Annotated in this window: 28 protein-coding genes and 2 pseudogenes; 24 read left to right on the forward strand and 6 right to left on the reverse strand. The window is 60.0% G+C overall.

Annotation, left to right across the window (positions count from 1 at the left end; all coding sequences use genetic code 11):
* Window positions 1–33 precede the first annotated feature (33 nt).
* The 11 genes and pseudogenes from DFS28_RS26610 to DFS28_RS26660 form a co-directional block, all read left to right on the forward strand.
* Window positions 34–216: pseudogene (locus tag DFS28_RS26610) on the forward strand (cupin domain-containing protein); the annotation flags it as partial.
* A gap of 156 nt (window positions 217–372) precedes the next feature.
* Window positions 373–1,575: an SfnB family sulfur acquisition oxidoreductase gene (locus tag DFS28_RS26615; protein ID WP_111452130.1), complete on the forward strand. Its 1,203-nt coding sequence runs from the start codon at window positions 373–375 to the stop codon at window positions 1,573–1,575.
* 10 nt (window positions 1,576–1,585) lie between these two features.
* A complete protein-coding gene (locus DFS28_RS26620; protein WP_111452132.1) occupies window positions 1,586–2,023 on the forward strand; it encodes an acyl-CoA dehydrogenase in 438 nt (145 codons plus the stop codon).
* Window positions 2,023–3,426: an LLM class flavin-dependent oxidoreductase gene (locus DFS28_RS26625; RefSeq protein ID WP_111452133.1), complete on the forward strand. Its 1,404-nt coding sequence runs from the start codon at window positions 2,023–2,025 to the stop codon at window positions 3,424–3,426. The genes DFS28_RS26620 and DFS28_RS26625 overlap by 1 nt, the downstream gene beginning before the upstream one ends.
* Before the next feature lie 200 nt (window positions 3,427–3,626).
* On the forward strand, window positions 3,627–4,532 hold the full coding sequence (locus DFS28_RS26630) for an AMP-binding protein (protein ID WP_111452135.1): 906 nt from the start codon (window positions 3,627–3,629) through the stop codon (window positions 4,530–4,532).
* On the forward strand, window positions 4,529–5,305 hold the full coding sequence (locus tag DFS28_RS26635; RefSeq protein ID WP_111452136.1) for an ABC transporter ATP-binding protein: 777 nt from the start codon (window positions 4,529–4,531) through the stop codon (window positions 5,303–5,305). The genes DFS28_RS26630 and DFS28_RS26635 overlap by 4 nt, the downstream gene beginning before the upstream one ends.
* Window positions 5,305–6,186 (forward strand): branched-chain amino acid ABC transporter permease, encoded by an 882-nt coding sequence (locus DFS28_RS26640; RefSeq protein ID WP_111452137.1) that lies wholly within the window; start codon window positions 5,305–5,307, stop codon window positions 6,184–6,186. The genes DFS28_RS26635 and DFS28_RS26640 overlap by 1 nt, the downstream gene beginning before the upstream one ends.
* Window positions 6,187–6,190: 4 nt before the next feature.
* The gene (locus DFS28_RS26645; RefSeq protein ID WP_076030611.1) at window positions 6,191–7,240 is read left to right on the forward strand and encodes a branched-chain amino acid ABC transporter permease; all 1,050 of its coding nucleotides are present in this window, start codon (window positions 6,191–6,193) and stop codon (window positions 7,238–7,240) included.
* A 25-nt stretch (window positions 7,241–7,265) separates the two neighbouring features.
* Window positions 7,266–8,606: an ABC transporter substrate-binding protein gene (locus DFS28_RS26650; RefSeq protein ID WP_111452139.1), complete on the forward strand. Its 1,341-nt coding sequence runs from the start codon at window positions 7,266–7,268 to the stop codon at window positions 8,604–8,606.
* A 3-nt stretch (window positions 8,607–8,609) separates the two neighbouring features.
* Window positions 8,610–9,377, forward strand: a complete 768-nt coding sequence (locus tag DFS28_RS26655) for an ABC transporter ATP-binding protein (RefSeq protein ID WP_111452140.1) — start codon at window positions 8,610–8,612, stop codon at window positions 9,375–9,377.
* 14 nt (window positions 9,378–9,391) lie between these two features.
* Window positions 9,392–10,831 (forward strand): FAD/NAD(P)-binding protein, encoded by a 1,440-nt coding sequence (locus tag DFS28_RS26660; RefSeq protein WP_111452141.1) that lies wholly within the window; start codon window positions 9,392–9,394, stop codon window positions 10,829–10,831.
* 81 nt (window positions 10,832–10,912) lie between these two features.
* On the opposite strand, the gene DFS28_RS26665 is transcribed toward DFS28_RS26660, so the two are convergent.
* Together DFS28_RS26665 and DFS28_RS26670 are read right to left on the reverse strand one after the other, a co-directional pair.
* Complete coding sequence (locus DFS28_RS26665) at window positions 10,913–11,215, reverse strand: phage infection protein (protein WP_111452142.1); 303 nt, start codon at window positions 11,213–11,215, stop codon at window positions 10,913–10,915.
* A gap of 197 nt (window positions 11,216–11,412) precedes the next feature.
* Window positions 11,413–12,153: a response regulator gene (locus DFS28_RS26670; protein WP_111452143.1), complete on the reverse strand. Its 741-nt coding sequence runs from the start codon at window positions 12,151–12,153 to the stop codon at window positions 11,413–11,415.
* 184 nt (window positions 12,154–12,337) lie between these two features.
* On the opposite strand from DFS28_RS26670, the gene DFS28_RS26675 reads away from it, so the two are divergent.
* Both DFS28_RS26675 and DFS28_RS26680 read left to right on the forward strand, forming a co-directional pair.
* Window positions 12,338–12,601, forward strand: coding sequence for a DUF2790 domain-containing protein (locus DFS28_RS26675; protein ID WP_111452144.1), 264 nt, complete (start codon window positions 12,338–12,340; stop codon window positions 12,599–12,601).
* Between the two features lie 117 nt (window positions 12,602–12,718).
* Complete coding sequence (locus tag DFS28_RS26680) at window positions 12,719–13,780, forward strand: alpha/beta fold hydrolase (RefSeq protein ID WP_111452146.1); 1,062 nt, start codon at window positions 12,719–12,721, stop codon at window positions 13,778–13,780.
* Window positions 13,781–13,900: 120 nt separating this feature from the next.
* Here DFS28_RS26680 and ppnN read toward each other — a convergent pair whose 3' ends face one another.
* The gene (ppnN, locus tag DFS28_RS26685; RefSeq protein ID WP_111452147.1) at window positions 13,901–15,274 is read right to left on the reverse strand and encodes a nucleotide 5'-monophosphate nucleosidase PpnN; all 1,374 of its coding nucleotides are present in this window, start codon (window positions 15,272–15,274) and stop codon (window positions 13,901–13,903) included.
* Window positions 15,275–15,485: 211 nt separating this feature from the next.
* Between ppnN and DFS28_RS26690 the strand changes: the two genes are divergently transcribed.
* The 3 genes and pseudogenes from DFS28_RS26690 to DFS28_RS26700 all read left to right on the forward strand — a co-directional run bounded on the left by DFS28_RS26690 (window position 15,486) and on the right by DFS28_RS26700 (window position 17,982).
* Window positions 15,486–16,013 (forward strand): DUF3087 domain-containing protein, encoded by a 528-nt coding sequence (locus DFS28_RS26690; protein WP_111452149.1) that lies wholly within the window; start codon window positions 15,486–15,488, stop codon window positions 16,011–16,013.
* A 35-nt stretch (window positions 16,014–16,048) separates the two neighbouring features.
* A pseudogene (locus tag DFS28_RS26695) lies at window positions 16,049–16,228 on the forward strand (histidine/lysine/arginine/ornithine ABC transporter ATP-binding protein); the annotation flags it as partial.
* A 176-nt stretch (window positions 16,229–16,404) separates the two neighbouring features.
* A complete protein-coding gene (locus DFS28_RS26700; RefSeq protein WP_111452150.1) occupies window positions 16,405–17,982 on the forward strand; it encodes a sensor domain-containing diguanylate cyclase in 1,578 nt (525 codons plus the stop codon).
* 87 nt (window positions 17,983–18,069) lie between these two features.
* Here DFS28_RS26700 and DFS28_RS26705 read toward each other — a convergent pair whose 3' ends face one another.
* Together DFS28_RS26705 and DFS28_RS26710 are read right to left on the reverse strand one after the other, a co-directional pair.
* On the reverse strand, window positions 18,070–18,444 hold the full coding sequence (locus DFS28_RS26705; RefSeq protein ID WP_111452152.1) for a DUF2784 domain-containing protein: 375 nt from the start codon (window positions 18,442–18,444) through the stop codon (window positions 18,070–18,072).
* A gap of 100 nt (window positions 18,445–18,544) precedes the next feature.
* Window positions 18,545–19,486, reverse strand: a complete 942-nt coding sequence (locus DFS28_RS26710) for a sensor domain-containing diguanylate cyclase (RefSeq protein ID WP_111452154.1) — start codon at window positions 19,484–19,486, stop codon at window positions 18,545–18,547.
* Window positions 19,487–19,676: 190 nt separating this feature from the next.
* Between DFS28_RS26710 and DFS28_RS26715 the strand changes: the two genes are divergently transcribed.
* The 6 genes from DFS28_RS26715 (at window position 19,677) to DFS28_RS26735 (ending at window position 23,610) form a co-directional block, all read left to right on the forward strand.
* Entirely contained in the window at window positions 19,677–20,375 is a 699-nt protein-coding gene (locus tag DFS28_RS26715; RefSeq protein ID WP_111452156.1) for an AzlC family ABC transporter permease, read from the forward strand.
* On the forward strand, window positions 20,375–20,686 hold the full coding sequence (locus DFS28_RS26720; RefSeq protein WP_165934021.1) for an AzlD domain-containing protein: 312 nt from the start codon (window positions 20,375–20,377) through the stop codon (window positions 20,684–20,686). The genes DFS28_RS26715 and DFS28_RS26720 overlap by 1 nt, the downstream gene beginning before the upstream one ends.
* Before the next feature lie 60 nt (window positions 20,687–20,746).
* Complete coding sequence (locus tag DFS28_RS30655) at window positions 20,747–20,908, forward strand: hypothetical protein (RefSeq protein ID WP_008157331.1); 162 nt, start codon at window positions 20,747–20,749, stop codon at window positions 20,906–20,908.
* A gap of 392 nt (window positions 20,909–21,300) precedes the next feature.
* Window positions 21,301–22,248: an ABC transporter substrate-binding protein gene (locus DFS28_RS26725; RefSeq protein ID WP_111452158.1), complete on the forward strand. Its 948-nt coding sequence runs from the start codon at window positions 21,301–21,303 to the stop codon at window positions 22,246–22,248.
* Between the two features lie 100 nt (window positions 22,249–22,348).
* On the forward strand, window positions 22,349–23,248 hold the full coding sequence (locus DFS28_RS26730) for a polysaccharide deacetylase family protein (RefSeq protein ID WP_111452159.1): 900 nt from the start codon (window positions 22,349–22,351) through the stop codon (window positions 23,246–23,248).
* A 119-nt stretch (window positions 23,249–23,367) separates the two neighbouring features.
* Window positions 23,368–23,610, forward strand: coding sequence for a DUF1652 domain-containing protein (locus DFS28_RS26735; RefSeq protein WP_111452160.1), 243 nt, complete (start codon window positions 23,368–23,370; stop codon window positions 23,608–23,610).
* A gap of 18 nt (window positions 23,611–23,628) precedes the next feature.
* On the opposite strand, the gene DFS28_RS26740 is transcribed toward DFS28_RS26735, so the two are convergent.
* Entirely contained in the window at window positions 23,629–24,513 is an 885-nt protein-coding gene (locus DFS28_RS26740; RefSeq protein WP_008154539.1) for a LysR family transcriptional regulator, read from the reverse strand.
* Window positions 24,514–24,640: 127 nt separating this feature from the next.
* Between DFS28_RS26740 and DFS28_RS26745 the strand changes: the two genes are divergently transcribed.
* Together DFS28_RS26745 and catC are read left to right on the forward strand one after the other, a co-directional pair.
* Window positions 24,641–25,789 (forward strand): muconate cycloisomerase family protein, encoded by a 1,149-nt coding sequence (locus DFS28_RS26745; RefSeq protein WP_111452161.1) that lies wholly within the window; start codon window positions 24,641–24,643, stop codon window positions 25,787–25,789.
* Between the two features lie 10 nt (window positions 25,790–25,799).
* On the forward strand, window positions 25,800–26,090 hold the full coding sequence (catC, locus tag DFS28_RS26750) for a muconolactone Delta-isomerase (RefSeq protein WP_111452162.1): 291 nt from the start codon (window positions 25,800–25,802) through the stop codon (window positions 26,088–26,090).
* The last annotated feature ends 21 nt before the right edge of the window (window positions 26,091–26,111 follow it).

A 26,111-nucleotide genomic window follows, 5' to 3' on the forward strand; every position in this document is an offset into this window, starting at 1 on the left:
CTGAGGAAGTTGGGCATTTTTTTCAGTGATGTCGCTCCTGCTGAGGGTTGGAGTGAGCAGATCTATGTGTTTGAAGGCTGCCTGACCCTGACGTTGGGTGACGAGCCGCAGGAAATTGCTGCCGGCGAGTTCTTTATGTTTGCCAGTAACCAGCCGCATTCCTATCGCAACGATGGGCCGGTGACGGCTCGGTTTGTGCGAAATTTGGTGATCTAACTGTTTGCGGGTCAACACTGGATCGACACTTTGCTGTTTTAAAGCTCCTAGCGTCTCTAGAATTATTAATCAACCTATTGAAATTAAACGAATTTAGTTTCAGGCACGACTCCTGCAAAAGCTCTGGCTATTCACCCGGAACCAAGGAGTCGGCCCATGACAGCCTCAACCCACCCCCCTCGCACCGCCCACGTCATTCACTCTGATGCCGAAGCCATCGCCGTCGCCCACAAGCTCGCTGCACGCTTTGCCATCGAGGCCAGCGTGCGGGATCGCGAGCGACGCCTGCCAATCGCCGAGCTCGATGAGTTTTCCGCCAGCGGCCTCTGGGGCATCACCGTTCCCAAGGAGTACGGCGGCGCTGGCGTTTCCTATGTGACCGTCGCTGAGGTGATCAAGATCATTTCCTCTGCCGATTCGTCCCTGGGTCAGATCCCGCAAAACCACCTCGGCGTGCTCGACATCCTGCTGCAAACCGCCACCGAAGAGCAGAAGCGTTACTACTTTGGCAAAGTCCTGAAGGGCTACCGTTTCGGCAATGCTTTCTCCGAATCCAAAAGCAAAAACGCCGGGGCCTTCGAAACCCGAATCCGTTTCGATAAAGACACCGCGCAAATCAATGGCGAAAAGTTCTACTGCACCGGCGCTCTGTTCGCGCACATCGTGCCAGCGGTGGCGGTCAATGAAGAGAACAAGGCCTTCATCGCCTTCATCGAACGCGACACTCCCGGCTTGACCGTTATCGACAGCTGGGACGGTTTCGGCCAACGCACCACAGCCAGCGGTGGTGTCACCCTGAACGAGGTGAAGGTCCCGCTCAGTGCTGTGATCCCAGCCCACAAGGCTTTTGATGAACCCACCGCCGACGGCCCGATTTCACAAATCATTCAGGCGGCCGTGGACACCGGCATTGCCGTCGGCGCCCTGGAAGAAACCAAACGCTACGCCCGTGAAGCCCGGCCATGGATCGACAGCGGACAGGATCATGGCTGGCAGGACCCATTCAGCATCGCTGCGATCGGCGACCTCGAATGGCGGGTCCACGGCACCGAAGCGATCCTCAAAAAGGCCGGCCGCGCAATCGACCACGCCTTGCTCGACCCCAACGAAGACACGGTGGCCCGCGCTTCGGTGGTGGTCGCCCAGGCCAAAGTGTTGTCTGCCGAGATCGCCTTGCTTGCCAGCAGCAAACTCTTCGAACTGGCCGGTACTCGCTCGGTGCTCGGCAAGTACAACCTCGACCGCCACTGGCGCAACGCCCGGACGCACACCCTGCACGACCCGGCACGCTGGAAATACCACCTGATCGGCAACTACCTGCTCAACGGCGTGAAGCCTGCGCGCCACGCCTGGAACTGAGGAACCCACCATGAACGCTTTGACCCAACCGATTGTTGCCGGGCAGCCCCTGGCCAAAAGTCAGCACGACCTGCACAACGCTCGCAGCGTGCTTGATGCGACGTTGCGTTTCGTCCGCCAGCAGACTCAAGCCACGGATGATCCTTTCGTCATCAGCCGCTTCGGCGACTTGCACATCCGCATCGAAGTCGCCGCTGCGCTGCTCGAACGCGCCGAAGACGTTCTGAACAGCGTTGATGACGACACGGAAATCAGCGTCGCCATCGCCGAATCGCACCTGGCCAGCGCCGACGCGTTAAATGCCGTCAGCAATGCCGAGTTCGAACTCACCGGCCAACGCACCGCGTTGCCCGGATCACTGGATGATCCGCTGCGCTGGAAACTCCACCTCATCGGCAACTTCCGCCTCAACGGCATCCATCCCCCAAGCGTTCGGAGTGTCGTTTGATGGCCCGTGAAATTCGTCTCAACGCCTTTGACATGAACTGCGTCGGTCACCAGTCGCCGGGTCTGTGGGCGCATCCGCGGGATCGCTCCTGGCAGTACAAGGATCTGGAGTACTGGACCGATCTGGCGAAAATCCTCGAGCGCGGCAAGTTCGACGGCTTGTTCATTGCCGATGTACTGGGCATCTACGACGTCTACAACGGCAATGGTGATGCGGCGATCCGTCAGGCGGCGCAGGTGCCGGTCAACGATCCGCTGCAATTGATTCCGCCGATGGCGCTGGTCACCGAGCATTTGGGTTTCGGCCTGACCGCCTCGCTGTCGTTCGAACACCCGTATCCATTCGCCCGACGCCTGTCGACGCTCGACCATCTGACCAAGGGCCGCGCTGGCTGGAACATCGTCACCTCTTATCTGGAAAGCGGTGCGAAAAACCTCGGCCAGAAAAACCAGACCGAACACGACGCCCGTTACGACTTCGCCGAAGAGTACCTGGAGGTTTGCTACAAACTCTGGGAAGGCAGTTGGGAAGAGGGGGCGATTCTGCGGGATCGCGAGCGGCGGATCTTCAGCGACCCGAGCAAAATCCACGAAATCCAGCATGTCGGTAAGCACTTCCAGGTGCCGGGTATTCACCTCTGCGAACCCTCGCCGCAACGCACTCCGGTTCTCTATCAGGCTGGCGCATCGAGTCGCGGCAAGCAGTTTGCCGCTGAGCATGCCGAGTGTGTGTTCGTTGCTGCACCGTCGAAAGTGCTGCTGAAGAAAACCGTTGCCGACATCCGCCGTCGGGCTGCCGAAGCCGGGCGAGATCCGTCGAAGATCCTGATCTTCAACCTGCAAACCGTGATCCTTGGCGAGACCGACGCCAAGGCCAAGGCCAAGTTTGAGGAATACAAAACCTGGGTCAGTTACGAAGGCGCGATGGCGTTAATCTCTGGCTGGACCGGGATTGATTTCAGCCAGTTCAAGCCTGATGAGCCGCTCAAGCATGTGCACACCAATGCTATTCAATCGGCGGTGGAAGCGTTCTCCACGGCGGACCCGAACAAGGTCTGGACCCCCAACGAATTGGCTGACTGGGTGGGCATCGGCGGTTTTGGTCCGTTGTTTGTCGGCAGCCCCGAGACCGTCGCCGACTTGTTGCAGGAGTGGGTCGAGGAGACCGACGTGGACGGCTTTAACCTGGCCTATGCATTGACTCACGAGACCTTCATCGACGCTGTGGAATTGCTGGTGCCGGAGTTGCAGAAGCGCGGGGTGTACAAGACCGAATACGCGCCGGGGACCTTGCGCGAGAAGTTGTTTGGGGAAGGGCCGCGATTGCCGGAGATTCATCCGGGTGCAGGTTATCGAGACCTGGCGGCGTTGCGGCAGCAAGAGAAGAAAGTGGCGTCCGCATAGAAGACTCAAACACCACACAAATCCCCTGTGGGAGCGGGCTTGCTCGCGAAGAGGCCAGAACCTCCAACATCAATGTCACCTGTAAGACCGCTTTCGTCGGAGCGCCGCCCGGAGCAAGCCCGCTCCCACAGAGGGCGGTGCCAACCCTTCAGCCCAGCGGACCACCGCACGCTTTTTGCCCATGGATAGGAGGTATGCCAATGAGCGTGCACGAACTCAAACGTCCACCAATCGCGGACACCACAGAGTGGCGGGTCGATCTGCCCAAGGCTTTGGAGCAATTGCGCCACTGGGCTCAGGTCAGCCCCTTGCAACCGGCCTTGCGGCACAAGCGCCATGGCCAGTGGTTCGTCTGGCGCTGGATCGATGCCTTGCGCGATGTCGAGCGTTTGGCCGACGGCTTGCGACAGCACGGATTCACCGAAGCATCGCGTCTGGCGTTGAACGGCGCCTTCGAGCCGAATCTATTGCTGCTGGCACTGGCTGCGCAGCACATCGGCGGTGAACTGCTGACGCTACCGGACAACCTCGATGCAGAAGCTCTGCACAAAACCCTATGGCGCAGTCGCCCCACTCACGCGTTTGTCCAGGCACGACAGACGCAACAGCTCTGGCTCAGCCAAGGCCAATCGCTGCTGGATTTCCCCGAACTGCTCGGCCCGGTCGAACCTGCGCAACGCCTCAGCCGTTGGTGGCAACGCCCGCAACTGTGGAGCGAAGAGGGCACCCAATGGCAGGCCGGTCTCAGCGTTTTGCTCGAACAATGGCTGACCAGCGGCCACGCCCTGGCGTTCCCGGAAAGCCCTGGCAGCGCCAGCCGCGACCGTCGTGAAGTGGCACCCTCGGGATTGCTGTTATCCGGTGAGCGCCTGCATCTACTGGCCGCAGAAATTGAAAGTCGTCTCGCGCCGCTTGGCACCTGGCGCCGACGCCTCTGCGACTGGGCCATCGCCCACCCGGAAAAAGGCCTGCAACGCCTGATCAAAAACCGCGTTCGTCGACTGCTGGGCTTTCACAACCTGCATTTTATCTGGCAAGCCACGCGCGCCCCCGACGCTCAACCAACGCCTGCCTGGTTATCCGAATTCAAACGAGACATCGCATGAACTCGACCGATTCCATCCTGCAAGTCAGCGGTATTTCCCTGTCCTTCAAAGGCGTAAAGGCGATCCACGAACTCTCGTTCGACGTACGTCGTGGCGAGATCTGCGCACTGATCGGCCCCAACGGCGCGGGCAAGAGTTCGCTGCTCAATGTGCTGAACGGTGTGTACCGCTTCGATGCCGGCTCGATTGTCTTTGAGCAGCAACCGTTTAAACGTATCGATCCGCTGACCGCCGCACGACGCGGCATCGGCCGCACCTTCCAGAACAACGCGCTGTTCAAGAAGATGAGTGTGATCGACAACATCCTCACGGGCCTGTCCCGGCACCTGCGCAGCAGTTTCATCGAACAGGCGCTGGGCTTGCCAAGAGCCCGCCGTGAGGCTGATGACTTTCGCCAACAGGCTCAGGGCATTCTCGAATTCCTCGAACTTCAGGCTCACCGCGATGTGCCGGTGGGCAATCTGTCTTACGGCCTGCAAAAGCGCGTAGAGCTCGGTCGTGCCTTGATCGCGGGGCCGCGCCTGTTGCTGCTGGACGAGCCGATGGCCGGGATGAATGCCGAAGAGAAGCAGGAAATGGCGCGCTTCATTGCCGACGTCAACCGCGACCTCGGTACCACGGTGGTGCTGATCGAGCACGACATGAGCGTGGTGATGGGCCTGTCCGACCACGTGGTCGTGCTCGATTACGGACGCAAAGTCGGCGACGGCACACCGGCCGAAGTGCAGGCCAATCCCGACGTGATCGCGGCGTATCTGGGAGTGGTTCACTGATGACGTTCTTCTTGGAAACTCTGCTCGGCGGCCTGCTCGCCGGGACCATGTATTCGCTGGTCGCGATTGGCTTCGTGCTGATCTACAAGGCCAGCGGGGTGTTCAATTTCGCCCAAGGCGCGATGTTGCTGTTCGCCGCGCTGACCTTCGTCAGCCTGCACGATCAGGGCGTGCCGTTTGCTCTGGCGTTGTTGCTGACGGTGGCGGTGATGATCATCGGCGCGTTGCTGATCGAACGGCTGGTGCTGCGGCCCTTGGTCAATCGCTCGCAGATCACCTTGTTCATGGCCACCCTCGGGCTGTCGTTCATCATCGAAGGCCTGGCTCAGGGTTTGATGGGCTCGCAGGTGCGGGCGCTGGACTTGGGCATCGACGACGTGCCGCTGTTTATCGGCGGGCTGATGGTCAGCCAGTTCGACCTGATCGCTGCCGCCGCGGCCATCGTGTTGGTGACGGTATTGGCGCTGCTGTTCAACAAAACCCGCATCGGCGTGTCCCTGCGCGCCGTGGCCGATGACACCACGGCTGCGTTGTCGATCGGTATCAACCTCAACCGCATCTGGCAGATCGTCTGGGCGGTGGCCGGTGTAGTCGGGTTGGTGGCGGGATTGCTCTGGGGCGCGCGGCAAGGTGTGCAGTTTTCCTTGTCGCTGGTGGTGCTCAAGGCCTTGCCGGTGTTGATCATTGGCGGTTTCACCTCGATTGGCGGGGCGATTGTCGGCGGCCTGATTGTCGGCGCGGCGGAGAACCTCGCCGAGGTTTACATCGGCCCGCTGATCGGCGGCGGCATCACACCGTGGTTCGCTTACGTCCTGGCTTTGGCCTTCTTGTACATCCGTCCCGCCGGCCTGTTCGGCGAACGCGCCATCGAGCGAGTCTGAAACCATGTCAATTTCCCTTACCCGCGAAACCGCACCGTCGGTGTTGATCCAGCGCCGTGTGCCACTTGGACTGCTCGGCCTGTTGTTGATCGCTTTCGTCGTCGTGCCGCTGACCGGTAACGACTACTGGCTGAACGCGATTCTGATCCCGTTTCTGGTGCTGTCCCTGGCCGGGCTCGGCCTGAATTTGCTCACGGGTTACACCGGCCAGACCTCGGTCGGTGCGGCCGGGTTCATGGCGGTCGGGGCGTTTGCCACCTATGGATTTTTGCTCCGGTTGCCTGAACTTGGCCTGCCGGTCGCCTTGCTCGGTGGCGGGCTGATCAGCGCCGTGGTGGGCTTTGTCTTCGGCCTGCCGAGTTCGCGGATCAAAGGCTTCTACTTGATGGTCACCACGCTGGCCGCACAGTTCTTTCTGGAGTGGTTGTTCGTCAAATTCCCCTGGTTTTACAACTACGGATCGTCCGGGACCATTTCCGCACCCAAACTGGCGCTGTTCGGCCATGACCTGAACACGCCGTTGGGGCGTTATCTGCTGACCCTGACCACTGTTCTGCTATTGACCTGGGTCGCGGTGAACCTGGTGAAAAGCCAGATTGGTCGCAACTGGATGGCGATCCGCGACATGGACACCGCCGCCGCTGTGATCGGCATTCCGGTGGTGCGCTACAAGCACCTGGCGTTCGCCGTCAGCTCGTTTTACCTCGGCATCGCCGGGGCACTGTGGGCCTTCGCCTATCTGGGCACCGCCAGCGCCAGCAGCTTCGATATCAATCGATCGTTCCAGATCCTCTTCATCATCATTATTGGTGGCATGGGCAGCATCGCCGGCAACTTCGTGGGCGCTGCGTTTATCAGCCTGCTGCCGATCCTGCTCAGCCACGCCGGGCAAGCGTTGTTCGGCGGTTCGGTGGACGCCGGCCAATTGCAGAACCTGCAAAAAATCATTTTCGGCGTGCTGATCATCCTGTTCCTGATCAAGGAACCGGAAGGCCTGATCCGCCTGTTGAGCAACCTTCGTGAGCGGCTGAGCCACTGGCCGCTGCGCTTCTGAATTCCCCAACGATTAGAGAGACAACATGCGTGCATCCTTGAAACGTTCCCTGGCCGGCGCCGCCCTGACGCTGTCGTTTTTCGGCAGTGCGGTGCCGATGGTTCAGGCTTCGCCGGACCAGCAATTCTTCCCGTTGGCCACTTACCGTGTCGGCGCTTACGCCTCCAGCGGTGTGCAAGTGTGGGCCGGCATGCTCGATTACCTGAACTACATCAACGATGTGGAAGGCGGGATCAACGGCGTGAAACTGGTCTGGCAGGAATGCGAAACCGAGTGGACGGCGGAGAAGGGCATCGAATGCTACGAGCGCTTCAAAAAAGGTTTGGATAGCGCCCCGGTGGCGATCTATTCACCCAACGGCGCGCCGGCAGCCTATGCGCTGAGCGAGCGGGCGGAAGTCGACAAAATCCCGCTGATTACCCTCGGTTACGGTCGCACCGAAGCTACTGACGGCACGGTGTTCCCGTACAACTTCCCGGTGATGCTGACCTTCTATAGCGAGGCCTCCAGCCTGATCAACTACATCGCCCAGCGCGAGGGCGGCTTCGACAAACTCAAGGGCAAGAAGATCGCCACGGTCTATCACGACTCGGCGTATGGGCGTGAAACCCTCGGCCCGCTGAAGCTGCTGGCCGAGAAGTACGGCTTCGAAAACATCCAGATTCCGGTGGCCGATCCGGGCAACGAACAATCGGCGCAATGGCGACAGATTCGCCAGGTCAACCCGGACTGGGTGTTCCTGCGCACCTGGGGCGTGTCGACGCCGGTGGCGGTCAAGACGGCCGCGCGTTTCGGCTTCCCGGTGGACCATATCGTCGGCGACATCTGGGCCAGTTCCAGCGAAGACGTATTGCCCGCAGGCGCCGCTGCCAAAGGTTATCTGGCGCTGACGCCGTACCCGGCCGGCACTGATTTCGAGATCCACAAACGCCTCAAGCAGTCCATCCTCGACAAGGGCAAAAGCGACCTCAAGGACCTGAAGAATTTTGGCAGCGTCTACTACAACTCCGGGCTGGTGAACGCGGCAGTGATGGTGGAAGCGATTCGCACGGCCCAAGGCAAATTCGGCAAGCGTCCTTTGAATGGCGAAGAGGGACGCTGGGGTCTGGAACATCTGAATATCGACGACGCGCGCCTCAAGGACATGGGCTACCTCGGCCTGATGCAGAACCTCAAGCTGTCCTGCCGTGACCACGAAGGTGGCGGTTCAGCGCGGGTGCAGCAATGGCACGGCGCCAACTGGACGTTGATCAGCGACTGGATTGCGGCGGATCGCGCATTGCTGCGTCCCTTGATCGATGAAAAATCCGCGGCCTTCGCCAAGGAAAAAGGCCTGAAGCCACGCACCTGCAACGGGGACGAATAACCCATGAGCCAAGCCGCCAGTGACATTGCTGCCAATGACCTGTTGCAAGTCAGCGACATTGAAGTGATCTACGACGGCGCGATCCTGGCCGTCGCTGGAGTGTCGCTGTCGGTGCCCAAGGGCGGCATCGTCGCGTTGCTCGGCGCCAACGGCGCGGGCAAAAGCACCACGCTCAAGGCGATTTCCGGGTTAGTTCGGGCCGAGCGGGCGGAGGTCAGTCGCGGGACGATCAAGTTTCTCGGGCATGACACGGCTGGCGTCGATCCGAGCCTGCGAGTGCGCCAAGGGATGGTGCATGTGCTGGAAGGTCGGCATGTGTTCCCGCAACTGACGGTCGAGGACAACCTGCGCAGCGGCGGGTTTGTCCGGCGCTTGAGTCGTCAGGACATGGCCCGTGATCTGGAGCGAATCTATGCCTGGTTCCCACGCCTGAAAACCAAGCGTAAAACCCAGGCCGGGCTGACGTCCGGGGGCGAGCAGCAGATGGTCGCCATAGGCCGGGCCTTAATGACGCGTCCTACTTTGGTACTGCTTGATGAGCCTTCCATGGGTTTGGCGCCTATTATCGTCCAGGAGATTTTCGAGATCGTCGCCCAGCTCAATCGCGAGGAGCAGGTGAGCTTCCTGATTGCCGAGCAAAACATTAATGTGGCGCTCAAGTACGCAACGACGGCCTACGTTCTCGACACCGGCCGAGTGGTGCTGTCCGGGGAGAGCGAGGCGCTGTTGGCGCGGGGCGATCTGCATGACTTCTATTTAGGTAAACACTGAGCAGTGAGAACGCCATGACTGAAACCCAAAGCGGACAGGCAACCGACGCCATCCGCCACGCGGACATCCTGATCGTCGGCGGCGGCCTCAGCGGCGCAATGCTGGCGGCGCAGTTGTTGCGCCTGCCGGGCAAACGCCAGGTGCTGGTGATCGAACCCCGCGCCGAATTGGGACGGGGCGAGGCGTACAGCGCGGTCGAACTGGGCCATACGCTCAACGGCAATGCGGCGCGGATGAGCGTCGACCCGGACAACGCCGATGACCTGACCCAATGGCTGACCGAGTACATCGCGGCCGGGGGCTGGCCGGAGTGTGACGAGCAACATGTGCCGGTCAGCGAATTGTTCCCGCCCCGGGGGATTTTCGGCCTGTACGTGCAGCAGCGCCTGGCCGAAGCGCAAGCGGTGGGGGCGTTGAACGGGTCAACGGTCGAGCATGTGCGGGCCGAGGTGGTTGACCTGCAGACTCGGGACGATTCTGTGTTGCTGACGTTGAGCGATGGGCAACACTTGCAGGGCGCTTATGCGGTGTTGGCCACGGGGATGTTTCCCGCGGCGCGTACACCACAGACCGAGTCCAGCGGCTTGAACGCGGCGGCGCTTGATCCGTGGGACGTCGCGGCCATGCAGCAACTCGATCCGCAGTCGACCGTGCTGATCATCGGTTCGGGCCTGACCATGGTCGATGCCGTGGTGTCGCTGGAACAGGCCGGGCATCGCGGGCCGATCGAAGTGTTTTCCCGGCATGGCTTGCTGCCTCATGTGCGTCGTCAGCCACCGGCCTGGGCAGATTTTCTCGCCGAGGATCAGAGCATTCGTACACCGCGACAGTTGATGCGCGAGCTGCGTCGGCATTGCCGGGACGCCATCGCTCAAGGCATCGACTGGCAGGCACCGCTCGACACCGTGCGCGCGCATATTGGCCGTTTGTGGAATCAGGCAACGGATGTGCAGCGTCGACAGTTTGTGCGGTATGTGCGGCCGTGGTGGGAAAGTCATCACCATCGCTCGCCGCCGTTGAGTGCCGAGTTGGTGGAGCGATTGCACAAGGAAGGGCGGTTGCGGATTCAGGCCGCGTCGTTCAAAGGGCTGGAGCCTTCAGCGGACAGCGCAGTGAGTATCCGCATTCGGCGTCGGGGTGAAGCAGAAACCAGCATTGTCAGCGGCGCGGCATTGATCAATTCCAGCGGCATCGAATACGACTGGAGGCGAGTGGCTCGACCGCTGCCACAGCAACTGCTGGCCCGCGGACTTGTCCGGCCGGGGCCGTTGGCGCTGGGGATTGCGGCGGCAGTCGATGGCGCGGTGTTGGGCGCCGATGAGCAAGCCGCCAGCCGTCTGTTCGCCATGGGCCCACCGTTGCGCGGCATGTGGTGGGAAAGCACCGCAGTGACCGACGTCGCGAGCCAGGCCAAGGCACTCGCCGCTCGCCTGACAACAACGCCGCCCCTGTAGCAGCTGTCGGTGATCTGCTACTACGAAGAAACCCCGGGGAGATCGGATCTCCCCGGGGTTTGTTGTTTCAAACGGCGCTGATCAATACCGCTGATACTTCGAACCGAACTCAGGGCGGTTTTCCGCGACAACCACACCACCGCGCAGGGCATTGCTCGGGCTGACCGATGCCACACGTTCGCGCAGTTCTTGCAGACGGTCGGCACCGCCTTCGGCCACGCGATTCTCGATCAGACGATCGGAGCCGCCTTCCACCAACAGTTGTTGAACCTGGCCAGGGGACGCAGCATGGCCGGTGTGGGCCGACGCCAGGCTCGACAGGCCGAGCCCACCAACCAGTGCCAGACCGAGTGCCAGGGACGAGACTTTCGAGAAGTTGAACATGGGTAATTCTCCGTGCGTTTAGTTTGAGTGGGTCGGTAGCGGCTGCTATCCGGTGATCACAGTTAAACGCTCGGGTGTATCGGTGATGTGTGCTCGAACAAGCCGAAATCGGTGTCTGCGTATCTGTCGCGGGTTCTTATACAGACGGATACAAAACCCTATGAAAAAGTCTCCTCAGGTGCTGCTGGGGAAGCGCTTCATGATTCTGCGCCGAGCAATTCCACCGGGTAGGAGAACACGTAGCCTTCGCTGCGCACGGTTTTGATGTAGGTCGAGTCCCGTGAGTCATCCATCAATCGCTGGCGCAGACGGCTCACCAGCAAATCAATCGAGCGGTCGAACAGGTCGGCGTCGCGACCCTGGGTCAGGTTGAGCAACTGGTCACGGCTGAGCACCCGTTGCGGGTGATCGAGGAACACCCGCAGCAGACGGTATTCGGCGCCACTGAGGGCCACCATCGTGCCGTCTTCGTCGAGCAAGTGCCGGGCGGTGGTGTCCAGGCGCCAGCGACCGAAACCCAGCAATCGGCCCGTTTCGGTGATCAGCAGGTTGGGCGGCAGCATCCGCGTACGGCGCAACACGGCATTGATCCGCGCCAACAGTTCGCGGGCGGCGAAGGGTTTGGTCAGGTAGTCGTCGGCACCCATTTCCAGGCCGAGGATGCGATCGGTTTCGTCGTTACGTGCGGTGAGCATCAGGATCGGTGTGGCTTTGTGTTTGCCCGAGCGCAATTCGCGGCACAGCAGCAGGCCGTCATCGCCGGGCATCATGATGTCCAGCACGATCAGGTCCACCTGATTGGCTTCGAGAAAGCTGCGCATTTGCCGGCCATCGGCGACGACGGTGGTGCGCAGCCCGTTCTTTTTCAGGTAATTGCCGACCAGCTCGCGAATCTCCCGGTCGTCGTCGACGATCAGGATGTGGTTCAAATGTTCCATCGCTCAAGCCTCTTGTTGTTCGCTTTGTATCGCACTGTATCGGGTGCCCCCGCAGACACCTTACGCCTTATTAATTCCGGTTCTACGACACATGGCAGATACCTCGGGCCGATTAAATGGGTTCCACCGAGACAAGACGACTTGCCTCACAACCACTGCCCATTGCAACCCTGAGGAAATCACCATGAACTGGAACACACTGATTGCCGCCAGCTTCTTCGCGGTCCTGAACGTTGCAGCGTTTTCGGCCCATGCCGATGTTCAAGCGCCGTCGCAGACAACTTCTCACGGCACCCACCTGGATATCAAGAAAGTGGTTTCCGTCGTCGACAACGGCGACGGCCATTGCGGCATTGTCGATGCCCGCCTGACCTATCTCGATTCCAGCGGCACGCAGAAAGTCCTCGATTACAGCAAATTCGCAGAGTGCGGCAATCAGGGTAGCTGATCTTTCCACTACGCTGATCGCTATCAAAACCGATGAACGCGCAGTCTGCTCATCAACCCGCGATGGCTGACTCACGACGTCCAGAACACCAGGTCAATGACTTCCAGGGAAATCACCATGAAGATGAATGTGTTGAGCAAAAAAAACGACTCACGTCGTCGTTTCTTTGGCCCATCGGTCCTCGCTTTCGCGCTGATGCAGTTAGGTGCCCTTGGTGCTGCCAATGCGCAAACCACGACGCCAGAGCCAGTGGTGGCCAGCGCCGGCACTCTCAAGGCGGACGCCTTCGGCCCTCTGAAGCATGTCAACGCTGGGTTGCTGAACGTGGCCTACGCCGAAGTCGGCCCCGCCGATGGTCCGGTGGTGATTCTTCTGCACGGTTGGCCCTACGACATTCACAGCTATAGCGAAGTGGCGCCCTTGTTGGCGGCCAAGGGTTACCGGGTACTGATCCCGTATGCACGGGGCTACGGCGACACACATTTCCTGTCTGACAAGACGGTTCGCAACGGCCAGCCCGCCGCGTTAGCCAGTGACGTCATCGACTTTATGGATGCGCTCAAGATCAAGAAGGCGGTGCTCGGTGGCTACGACTGGGGCGCGCGCTCGGCGGACATCGTTTCGGCGCTCTGGCCGGAGCGGGTGGAGGCGCTGGTTTCGGTGAGCGGCTACCTCATCGGCAATCAGGCCGCCGGCAAGAATCCGTTGCCGCCCAAGGCCGAGCTGCAATGGTGGTACCAGTTCTACTTCGCTACCGAACGTGGCCAGGCCGGATACGAAAAAAATCGCCACGACTTCGCCAGGTTGATCTGGGAGCTGGCCTCCCCGAAATGGACGTTCGACGACGCGACTTTCGACCGCAGCGCGGTGGCTCTGGACAACCCCGATCATGTGGCTATTACGATCTTCAACTATCGCTGGCGGTTGGGCATGATTCAGGGCGAACCTCAATATGAAGCGCTGGAGCAGCGGCTGGCCAAGGCCCCGGTGATTACGGTGCCGACCATCACCATGGAAGGTGATGCCAACGGGGCGCCACATCCGGCTGCCGAGGATTATGCCAAGCGTTTCACTGGCAAATATGAGTACCGACTCATCAACGGCGGCATCGGCCACAACTTGCCGCAGGAAGATCCGCAGGCCTTTGCCAAGGCAGTGATCGACGCCGATCACCTCTAAATGTGGGAGCGGGCTTGCTCGCGAAGGGGGTGTGTCAGTCGACATTCATAGTGACTGACACACCGCCTTCGTCGGAACGCCGCCCGGAGCAAGCCCGCTCCCACAGGGGGGGATGGCCTGCTACGCGACCACTTGATAACACGGTACATACGCCGCGCCACCCGGCAGTTTCATCCGGTGTTGGGCAACGAAGGCCTTTAGCAGTTGATCCAGCGGTTGCATCACCGCCGCGTCGCCACGGATCTGGTACGGCCCGTGCTCTTCGATCAGGCGGATGCCCTTGTCCTTGACGTTGCCGGCGACGATGCCGGAGAACGCGCGGCGCAGGTTGGCGGCCAGTTCGTGGGCCGGCAGGTTGCGGCTCAGTTTCAGGTTGGCCATGTTTTCGTGGGTTGGATCGAACGGGCGCTGGAAGCCTTCGTCGATCTTCAGCAGCCAGTTGAAATGGAACGCGTCATTGCGCTCGCGGCGGAACTGTTTGACCGCTTTCAGACCTTCAGTCATTTGACGCGCGACTTCAGCCGGGTCGTCGATGATGATCTCGTAGTGTTGCTTCGCAGCTTCACCCAAAGTGGCGCCGACAAACGCATCCAGTTGCTCCAGATACGGCGCGGCATGTTTCGGTCCGGTGAGGACCACCGGGAAGGGCAGGCCTGCGTTGTCCGGGTGCATCAGGATGCCGAGCAGGTACAGGAACTCTTCGGCCGTGCCGGCGCCGCCCGGGAAAATGATGATGCCGTGGCCGACGCGGACGAAGGCTTCCAGACGTTTTTCGATGTCCGGCAGGATCACCAGTTCGTTGACGATCGGGTTGGGCGCTTCGGCGGCGATGATGCCCGGCTCGGTCAGGCCGAGGTAGCGGCCGCCGTGGATTCGCTGTTTGGCGTGGGCGATGGTCGCGCCTTTCATCGGACCTTTCATCACGCCAGGACCGCAACCGGTGCAGATGTCGAGGCTGCGCAGGCCCAGTTCGTGGCCGACTTTCTTGGTGTATTTGTATTCTTCGGTGTTGATCGAGTGGCCGCCCCAGCACACCACGATCTTCGGCTCTACGCCGGGGCGCAGGGTGCGGGCGTTGCGCAGCAGGTGGAACACGTAGTCGCTGATGCCCTGGGAGGTGCTCAGGTCGATGCGTTGGGCGTCGAGTTCGTTTTCGGTGTAGACGATGTCGCGCAGGGCGCTGAAGAGCATTTCCCGGGTGCTGGCGATCATTTCGCCATCGACGAAGGCGTCGGCCGGGGCGTTCAGCAGTTCCAGGCGTACGCCGCGGTCCTGCTGGTGAATGCGGATTTCGAAGTCCTTGTAGGCTTCGAGGATGGTTTTGGCGTTATCGACATGGGCGCCGGTATTGAGGATGGCCAGGGCGCACTGGCGGAACAAGGTGTAGGTGCTGCCGGATCCGGCTTCGCTCAGTTGCTGTACTTCACGTTGAGAAAGGGTTTCCAGGCTGCCTTTTGGGCTGACCGAGGCATTGATTACTTGTCGTTGGGTCATTCAATGATCCTTAAAACGATGCCATTCATACAGGCAAATGGCATCCGAATAGTATGTATCCATGAAAGAAGATGGCACGAACTGCGCTGTATCGCCATTTCCCCGTTTGACGATGAAAAGATGAAAAGGAGCCCCAGCATAGCTAAATCCCCTGCAGAGGCGATAATGCCCCGCAGTCTTTTTACCCATGCCCTGAAGGAACCCCGTCGCGATGTTCGAAATCCAGCCGCAGAACCCCGAACGCTATCGAAGCCAGACGCGACGCAGCACGATAATCATAGCCTTGATTTTCCTGGCCCTGGCGATGGTGTTGTCCACCACGGCGGTGGCGCTGTTCGGCGAACCCGGTGGCGACAATCTGCGATTTAACGTCGGCGGCGTGTTTGTGTCGGTGCTGCTGATGGCAGCGCTGATGCGCGGCATGTTCTGGACCCAGCCATGGATGGCCCCGGCGGTTTACGGTTGGCGGCTCAAGCGCAGCCTGATGAGCATCACCAACGTTATGCATCAGGTGACGGCGGCGGTGGAGAAGGAGGATCCGACGGCCATGAAGCTGCTGCGTTTCTACCATCTGGGCTTGAGCCAGATGCACGAGCTGGACGGCAACTCCAGTGATCACAGCCAATTGACCCGCGAGATGGATCAGCACAAGGCGCGGATGGAAGCGCTGGGCATCGGGACTGATCAGATGCAATTGAATCCGGCCTGGATCGAGGCTGTGAAGCAGACGCCTCGATAAGACCTGTGGGCAGAAACCTGATGCCGATCAGCTAAGCCATTTCGGGCCGGACGATGGTGGTGGTCACCCATGAAATGGCGTTTGCCCGGCAGGTGTCGAACCATGTGATGTTTTTGCATCAGGGGCGGGTTGAAGAACAAGGGGCACCGTCTACTGTTCTGGATAAGCCTGAAAGCGAGCGGTTGCAGCAGTTTCTGTCGGGAAGCCTCAAGTAACGACAAACGCTGAACCGCAGCCTGGGCGAGCCGGAGGTGAGATTAGTCTCGCGCAAATCACCTATCGGGTGTTTGATGAGGCATAGTCGCCTGCCACCAGGCGGCTCATACCCGTCAGGGGTCATAAAAAGGGCGAACGGGAAGATTCGCCCTGTGATCAATATTCAGGGAGCGTCATGGGTCATCCGTCCGTTAACAATCGAATTGAACAATCCCGCCATGGCGTGCCTTGGGTCGCCGAGCAAACCGGGGCCACACTCAAGGTTCGCTCAGCGGTGATTCTGCTGGTCGCGGTGTGCCTGTCCATGACGGCTATCGTGATTTGGGAAGCCTGGAACTCGCGCCAGTACCATCTGCATGACACGGAAGTGGTGATGTCCAACCTGGCGCAGACGTTGGCCTCGCAGGCACAGGCGTCGATCAAGCAGGCCGACACGCTGCTGTTTACCGTGGTGGATCGCCTCGAAAACGACGGCATCGACCAGGCCCGGCTGCCTGAGCTGGAGCGATTGCTCAGGGTCCAGCGCAGCGAGTTGAGCCAGCTCCATGGCTTGTTCGTTTATGACGAAAAAGGTGACTGGGTCGCCAATTCCAATGGCGCCGTCGTGCCCAATGCAAACAATGCCGACCGCGAATATTTCATCTTCCATCGCGATCATCCCGATCGTGGACCTCACATTGGCCCGTCGATCAAGAGCCGTTCGAGCGGCGAATGGATCATGACGGTTTCCCGCCGTATCAATCATCCGGATGGCAGCTTTGCCGGCGTGGCGCTGGCCACGATCTATCTCAACCACTTCCTGGTGCTCTACAACAGCATCGATATGGGCAGTAACGGCGTGATCAACCTGATCGCCGACGACGCCACTATCGTCGTTCGCCGGCCATTCAAAGAAGCGGACATCGGCACCAGCGTCGCCAAGGGACCGCTGTTTACGCAACTGTTGCCCAAGGGTGATTCAGGCACGGCAACGGTCCCGTCCTATGTGGATGGGGTCGAGCGTGTGGTCGGGTTTCGAAGGGTCGCCGGTTATCCTCTGATCATCTTTGCAGCGTTGGATAAAGAAGAAGTCCTGGCAGGCTGGCGTGAGGAGGCACTGCGCAGTGCCGGGATCGTCTCGTTATTCCTGGGGTTCCTGGGCGTCCTCGGTTATCGCCTCATTCGCCTCATGAAGCAGCAAAATCACGTGCAAGGCGTATTGCTGGATGCGCAGGAAAAACTCATCGAGGTCAACCGCAGTCTTGAGTTGCTGGCGCTGGAGGACGCACTGACCGGGCTGTCCAACCGGCGTCAGTTCGATCTGTTTATCCTCGCCGAAATGGGCCGCGCCAGGCGCAACCAGACCCACCTCGCGCTGCTGATGATCGATGTCGATCACTTCAAAAGCTTCAATGATCTTTACGGCCATGTGGCCGGCGATGAGTGTTTACGCAACATCAGCACGATCATCAGGGACAACATCAAGCGCCCCGGCGACCTGGCTGCCCGCTATGGCGGCGAAGAGTTTGCGGTGGTACTGCCGGGGACCGACTACGTGGGAGCGTTTCTGGTGGCGGAAAAAATCCGTCGCGCGGTTCAGCAGGCCGGCATCCTACACAGTGAAGGGGCTGAAGGTACGGTGACGGTCAGCCTGGGGGTCGCCGCTTACAATCCGGCGTCACAAGCCCAGCCCAACGACCTGGTGGGCGCCGCCGACAAGGCGCTCTACGTGGCCAAGGCCAGTGGCCGGAACATGAGCGTCATTGCCAATTGAATTCAAACAAGGCTGCCAACTGCCCGGATGGCTTCCAGCCAGGTGAGACCTTCAATCGTTAACATGGGCGCAATCCTTGAATCGGGTTCAGGTGGCCCGACGTAACTTCCACAGCCTGATCAATCTAAAGTAGACCAGCACGTTGATCGCCAGCACCACGCTGCCCAGTCCCAGCTGAATTGCCGGCGTCAGGCCTGCCGGGTAAATGACCGGCCACACGTAATGTTCGATGAAACCGCCGCTGTAACCGGTTTGCCCGGCCGCGTCGCGCATGAGGTTTTCCCACTGTGTCAGCGGGCAGTTCAGGTGGAAGACTTCCACCGACACGCCCCACACAGCCGCAGGCAGGTGCCACCAGATCAGGGGGCGCCATTTGAGCACCAGCAGCCCGCCGAACAGCACGAACAGAATGAACAACAGGTGGAACAGGACCAGCCCGTCGGCGGCGATTCGGTAAAGCATGTCGACTCCCTGACGCGTTATGCGAATGGCTCCATGGTACTCGGGCGGGCCGCTGGTGCTCTATCGATTGCTGCTGTTCGGCGCTGCGACACGCCTTTCGTCAATCGCGAAAATCAGCGAGCTCCGCACGCATCCTGCCGTTGTGCTTGGCCTTGTAGAGCAACTTGTCCACCTGCTCGACGAATTCCAGCGCCGTCGCGTGCAGCGATGCCGTGGTGGTGCCGACACCCAGGCTCAGGCTCAGCCGCTTCGATACCGCAGAAAACTCGTGGGGGATGTGCTGCTGGCGAACCAGGTGCAGGCATTTATTTGCCACCAGCCTTGCGGATTCGGCGTCGGTTTCCGGCAGCAGCCAGACGAACTCTTCACCGCCGATCCGCGCGATGAAATCCCGTGGCCGGTTGGCCGCCAGGGACAAGGTCTGAGCGACACGCCGCAAGCATTCATCACCCTTGATGTGCCCGTAGTGGTCGTTGAACTGTTTGAAGTAATCAATATCCAGAATCAGCAGCGACAACGGTGATCCCGTGCGTTGAGCGTTGCTCCATTCCCGTTCCAGTACGGTGTCGAACATGCGCCGGTTGGCGATGCCGGTCAGTCCGTCCTGGAACGAATATTCTTCGAGTTGCTTTTGCAGGCGACTCAAGTGTTCTTCGGTTTTCTTGCGCTCGCTGATGTCGAACATGAAACCCACCAGCGCTTCCACTTCACCGTCCTTGCGCACCACGTGCACCACATCGCGAATCCACACGTATTCGCCGTCGCGGGTCAGCGCCCGATAGTCTGCCTCGTGATCCACCCCCGCCCGCGATTGCGAAACGCAGAACTCCACCACGTAGTCGCGATCATCCGGGTGCATGCGCTCGACCCAGTCATTGACCCCCACCCAACTGTCCTGCTTCCAGCCAAGCAAGCGCTCGATCTGCGGACCGATGTAGCTGAAAGTCATGGTCTTCCAGTCGATCCGCCATGGGATTGCTTTGGTCGACTCAAGCAGGGTTTTGTAGACGTCGCTGTCGCTGTCGCTTTCGATTGAGCTCATGAGGGGGGCCGGATCTCAAAGATGAAAAAACTGCGCCATCATGTTGCTACTACTGTAGTGAATCAAGCGTGCAGCCGATGAATGGAACAAGTTCGCGGCATAAGTTCGCGGCACAAGTGCGCAAGATTGTTCAAGCCAGCGGCCGCGACTGCTGGCACAGTCTGAGGTCTTTCCCTGGTTGTAGAGCGTTATGTCCAATTCACTCATGCCGCGCAATGCCTTTCTTCGCGGCGCTGTGGCGATCATGCCGTTGTCCCTGGCGACCGCGCCCTGGGGACTTCTGGCCGGTTCCATGGCCATCGAGGCCAATCTCACGCCCCTGCAAGGCCAGGGGTTGTCGAGCATCGTATTCGCCGGAGCCGCGCAACTGGTGGCGATCGGCATGCTCAAGGGCGGTGCGGGGATCTTTTCGATTCTGCTGACCACGCTGCTGCTGACCTCCCAGCATTTGCTCTACGGGATGAGCATGCGTTCGGTGATTTCGCCTTTGCCGGGGCGCTGGCGTGTGGGTCTCGGTTTTTTGCTCACCGACGAGCTGTTCGCCCTGACCAGTGCGCATGACAAACAACAGTTCAACCGCTGGTACGCGTTGGGTGTCGGCCTGACGTTCTACATCGCCTGGAACCTCTTCACCCTGGCCGGCATCGTGCTGGGCAGCAGCATTCCGGGGCTGGAACATCTGGGACTGGACTTCTCCATTGCGGCGACGTTTATCGCCCTGATCACTCCGGTGGTGCGGAACGTGCCGACCGTGGTGTGCGTGGCGGTCTCGTTGTTCTGTTCGGTGCTGTTCAGCTATTGGCAATGGGGCTCGGCGCTGGTGCTGTCGGGGTTGGCGGGCATGACCGCAGGCTTTATCTGCAACAAATTCTACGGTGGACGCACATGATGGTCTGGGCGGTGATTGTCGGCATGGGGCTATTGGTATTCCTCAACCGTTATGTGTTTCTGGAGCCGCGGCTGCCCGTGCGCTTGAGCAGCAATGCGCGGCAGTTCCTGGGGTTTGCGGTGCCGGGCATGTTGACGGCGATCTGTGGGCCGATCGTGTTCATGCCGGACAAGCAGCTGAATCTGCAGTGGGATAACCCGTACCTGATCAGTTCGCTGGTGGCGGTGGGGCTGGTGCTTTACACCCGTAATACGTTGCTCAGCATGTTGTTGAGCATGGGGTTCTTCTTTTTGCTGCGTTGGTGGCTCTAAGTCGTTCCCGTTGAAATTGTTCTACGCTTAAAGAGGACCCCTACAGGAAGAGAGGTGAGCATGGCTAATGATCCAAAGCGTCCGTACCCGGATGAAGATGTGGATGACGAACCCACGGAAGAAGAGATTGAGCGGCAACGGCGTTCGACGCCGGACTGGAAGCACCCCGACGACGGTAAAGAGCTGTCAGATCGCGACCAGGAACGTCCGCTGAAACCTTGACCGCGCTGCACATACAAAAAGCCCCGCGCTATCAAAGCGGGGCTTTTTCATTGGACGCTTATTAAATCAGATCGCTTCATTCCAGCGAATGTGCGTAATACCCAATTGCTGCGCTTTGATGCGCGCAGTTTCGAGGTTGGCGTGTGCGGCGATTTGACGATCGCAGTCGGGATAGGGGTTCGTTCAGTTATCTGCGACAGGCGCCCGTACATAGGCTGATGCCCTGCTTGAAGCGTTGCTCAGATCTCTGTTCAGGAGGAAACAGTCTGTTCAGTCCCTGTTACCAGGCAAACACTGTTCGCTGCGGGTCATGAGCTTATGCATTAATCGAATTTCAAAAGCTTCTTGTAAGAGCGTTATGGTCTATCGCAATGACCCTCAAGGAGCCTCCGATGAACCTGTCCCGATTCGTGCGTAGTCTGCTGACCAGCGCACTGTTCGCCGCCCCATTGGCGTACGCCGCCGAGCCCGTTGTTTTGCATGTCGGTGATCAGAACTACTACAACGTTCGCGCTTCGGTGGAGGCATCGGGCGTGCTGAAAGACGCGCCGTATACCGTCGACTGGAAGCACTTCCAGGCCGCCGCGCCGCTGGCTGAAGCGCTGAATACCGGTGCGCTGGATCTGGGTTTTCTCGGCGATTCGGGTTTTCTGTTCCTCGCCGCCAAACAGGCGCCGGTGAAACTGATCGGCGTGTCGCGACAGAACCCCAACACCATCGCCTTACTGGTGCCCAAGGATTCGCCGGTCAAAACCATCGCCGATCTGAAGGGTAAGAAAGTCGCTTATTGGCCCGGTGCCTGGAGCCAGCAACTGACCCTGCGCGCCCTGGAAAAAGCCGACCTGCCGGAAGACTATGTCGACTTCATCAAACTGATGCCGATCGATGCCGCCGCCGCGTTGCCGCAGGGCAGCATCGACGCATTCCCGGTCTGGGAACCTTACATCTCCCAGCAGATTCTGTTCTCCGGCGCCCGGCCGATCCTCACCGCCAAGAACCTGATGCCCGGCCTGAGCGCCATCGCGGCCTCGACGCCGTCGATCGACAGCAAACGCGAAGCCATTGCCGACTTTCTGGTGCGCCTGAAAAAGGCCCGGGCCTGGGTCGACAACCACACCGACGAGTACGCCGATCTCTGGGCGAAGAGAGCCAACCTTGACCAGAACGTTTCTCGCCATTGGTTGCGCCAGGCCCACATGACCGTTGGCCCGGTGGATGCGCAGGCAGCAAAGGATCTGCAAAGCACTGCGGACTTCCTGTTCAAGGTAAAAGCGCTGCCGGCCGCGTTGGCGACTGCGCCGATGATCGACAGCTCGTTTCAGCAGGCGTTTGCCCAGTAACCCACGATGCCGGGCAGCACTGGAACCAAACCCTGTGTACCCTGATCCAACCTCGGCCCGCAGCGACCTGCGGGGCCGACGAAGGATAAATGGGCAAAACATGAAACGGCTGGTCAAGGTTCTCTCTGCACTCATCATCGCCACGGGGCTGGTGGGGTGCATCGCTTCTCCCATCGAAATGACGCCGCAGACCGAACAGCGTCTGAGCGCGCAAGCACCGATCCGTTTTCTGCTGACCTTCGACGACGGTCCCAGCGCCTCGAGTTTCTGGAATCCGACGATGACGGTGCTCGACAGTCTGGCGACGAACCCGGTGCAGCCGAACCTCAAGGCGGTGTTCTTCGTGCAGACCCGCGCCTCACGAGCGGGCGGCAGTGAAATAGGGCGCCAGGTCATGCACCGCGAACAGGTCGAAGGTCAGATCCTGGGCTTCCACACGGCCACGCCCGGGCACACCAATCATCGATCCCTGGATCCGCAAGAACTGGAACAGTCCCTCGCCAACGGCAGCGCCGACATCGCTGCGATCACTGGCGAGCCACCGACCTTGGTGCGCCCGCCATTCTGGAACTACGACAAGCGCACCTTCGCGGCCTATCAGCAACACGGTCTGCATGTGCTGCTGACCGACCTGAGCGCCAATGACGGCAAGATCTGGGGCTTCAACGCCAGCCCCCGGCGGCGGGCCCACTTCTTGCGCACAATGTCCGAAGTGCGTGAGCGCATCGCCCGTGGCGAGTTACCGGTGGTGGACGGGGTGATTCCGGTGGTGGTGACGTTCCACGATCTCAATCGCTATACCGCCCGGCATACGCGGGAGTACCTGCAAATCCTTCTCGACAGCGCACAGGCGACCGGTGTGAAAACCGCAGAAAAGCCGTTTTACGACGACACGGCAGCGCTGCAACGGGCCGCCATGGCGCGTACCGTACGCGACAGTTCACAGCCGGTTGAGTTACCGGGGCTCTGGAATTGGATCTGGGGTGCGGATTCTCACTGAAAGGTCGCCAAAGTGAGAAACAGCTAACACTTATTTTGAGCATTGGCAGGCGCAGGATGGGAAAAGCCCATCTATGCTGAGCAAGTTGGATCCGATTACCAGCCACGGAGGCTCCAGTCATGGTTTCAGTTCCTGAGCTTTGCCGCATTGTCGAGTCCGGTTTTCAACCGCTTTCCTGCGCCTGCACAGTGAATCCCGACGGAACGTTACGGATCAAAGTCTACGAACCCGCCACCGGGCGCATTGTTCTGTTGATTACCGGTGTATCACCCGAACGGCTGACCAGCATTCGCGCTATCGCCAATCTGATAGGCGAGTTGCGCATCGAGATGCGCGCTGGTCGCCGGGCCTTTGCCGGCTGAAGCAGGTCACATTGCGGATCAGGCCCGCGGTTGCAGTTCATCAATCATCTGCAAGCAATGATTCAACCCCGGCGATACGTCGCCCACGCGTCTGCTGAGAATGATCGGCGAGGTCGCGTTGTCTTCCAGCAACGGCGTGAAACCAATGTCGTCGCGGTGCAGCAACTGCACCGAGGCCGGCACCAGGGTGACGCCGATTCCCGCTCCCACCAGACCGATGGCTGTTTGCAGCTCGTTGGTCCATTGCGCCACATGGATGCTCACGCCATAGGACTCGAACAACGCGATCACATGGTCGGCGTAGCTCGGGCGCGGGTTGCCGGGGTACAGCACGAAGGGTTCTTTCGCCAATTCGCGAAGGCTGATCGGCCCGGCCAGTAATGGGTGACCGGCGGGGAGGGCGGCGACCAGTCGGTCTTCGGTCAATACAGTCTGGATGATCGCCGGGTCGTCGATGCGAATTCGGCCGAAACCGATATCGATACGCCCGGCCTTGAGCGCCTGCACTTGTTGCAGCGTGGTCATTTCCGAGAGCCCCAGTTCAAGCTCCAGGGGCTCGCCGCTGCGCAAACGGCGAATCAGCTCCGGCAGCACGCCGTAGAGCGTCGACGGGGCAAAACCGATGCCCAGCCAGGTCTTTTCGCCCAGACCGATCCGTCGCGTGTTGTCGCACACCTTGCTCAATTGCTCGAGCAGGGCGGTGGAGTGCTCATGGAAAAACCGTCCGGCATCGGTCAGCTTCAGCGGCCGCCCGCGTTCCAGCAACAACACCCCGAGTTCATCCTCCAATTGCTGCATCTGCCGGCTCAGTGGCGGCTGGGCGATGTGCAGCAGTTCGGCGGCACGGGTGAAATTGAGGGTTTGAGCCAACACCTGAAAATACCGCAGGTGACGCAGTTCCATGGGGCCTCCAGTCGCAAGTCGGTTGCATACCTTAAAGGTATCAAGTCAGACCAATTCTATATTGGCTTCCCGAAAAAAGCCGTACCAGAATCGGTTCCAGAACTTTAAGAACCTGACAGGTATCGACATGCTTGCAACAGCCATTGAATCGATCGAGACGATCATCGTCGATCTGCCGACCATCCGCCCGCACAAGCTGGCGATGCACACCATGCAGAACCAGACCCTGGTGATCATTCGCGTGCGCTGTGCCGACGGCATTGAAGGTATTGGCGAATCCACCACCATCGGTGGCCTGGCCTACGGCAACGAAAGCCCTGACAGCATCAAGACCAACATCGACAAACACTTCGCGCCGCTGCTGCTGGGCCAGGACAGCGCCAACGTGAATGCCGCGATGTTGCGCCTGGAGCGCAGCATCCGGGGCAACACGTTCGCTAAATCAGGTATCGAAACCGCTTTGCTCGACGCTCAGGGCAAACGCCTTGGGCTGCCGGTCAGCGAGTTGCTGGGCGGCCGCGTTCGCGATGCCCTGCCAGTGGCGTGGACCCTGGCCAGTGGCGACACCGGCAAGGACATCGCCGAAGCGGAAAAAATGCTCGACCTGCGCCGCCATCGGATCTTCAAACTGAAAATCGGTGCCGGTGAAGTCAACCGCGACCTGGCCCACGTCATTGCAATCAAGAAAGCCTTGGGCGACCGCGCCAGTGTGCGGGTCGATGTCAATCAGGCCTGGGATGAAGCGGTCGCGTTGCGCGCCTGCCGGATCCTGGGAACCAACGGTATCGACCTGATCGAACAGCCGATCTCGCGCAACAACCGCTCCGGCATGGCGCGCCTGAATGCCATGAGCCCGGCGCCGATCATGGCCGACGAATCCATCGAATGCGTGGAGGATGCGTTCAACCTGGCTCGTGAAGGTGCAGCCTCGGTGTTCGCCCTGAAAATCGCCAAGAACGGCGGCCCGCGCGCCGTGTTGCGAACCGCTGCGATTGCCGAAGCGGCCGGTATCGGCCTGTATGGCGGCACCATGCTCGAAGGTGGCATCGGCACCCTGGCCTCGGCCCATGCTTTTGTCACGCTGAATAAGCTGGCGTGGGATACCGAGTTGTTCGGTCCATTGCTGCTGACTGAAGACATTCTCAGCGAGCCGCTGGTCTATCGCGATTTTGAGCTGCACGTGCCGAAAACACCGGGGCTGGGCCTGAACCTCGATGAAGAACGTCTGGCGTTCTTCCGTCGAGACAAAACGTCCACTGCCATTTATCAAGCCTGAGGAGAGCATCATGCTGTTCCACGTAAAAATGACCGTGAACCTGCCGGTCGATATGAATCCCGAAGCAGCCGCGAAGCTGAAGGCTGACGAAAAAGCCCTGGCCCAGCGCCTGCAAGAGCAAGGCAAGTGGCGTCACCTGTGGCGCATCGCCGGGCACTATGCCAATTACAGCGTTTTCGACGTCGACAGCGTGCAGGAACTGCACGACCTGCTCATGCAATTGCCACTGTTTCCGTACATGGCGATCGAGGTCGAGGCGATGTGCCGGCATCCTTCTTCCATTCGCGAGGATGACCGCTGAACCCAGCCTGTTCAGTTCGCT

It is taken from the genome of Pseudomonas sp. 478 (assembly GCF_003254125.1).
In the GTDB taxonomy this organism is placed as follows: domain Bacteria; phylum Pseudomonadota; class Gammaproteobacteria; order Pseudomonadales; family Pseudomonadaceae; genus Aquipseudomonas.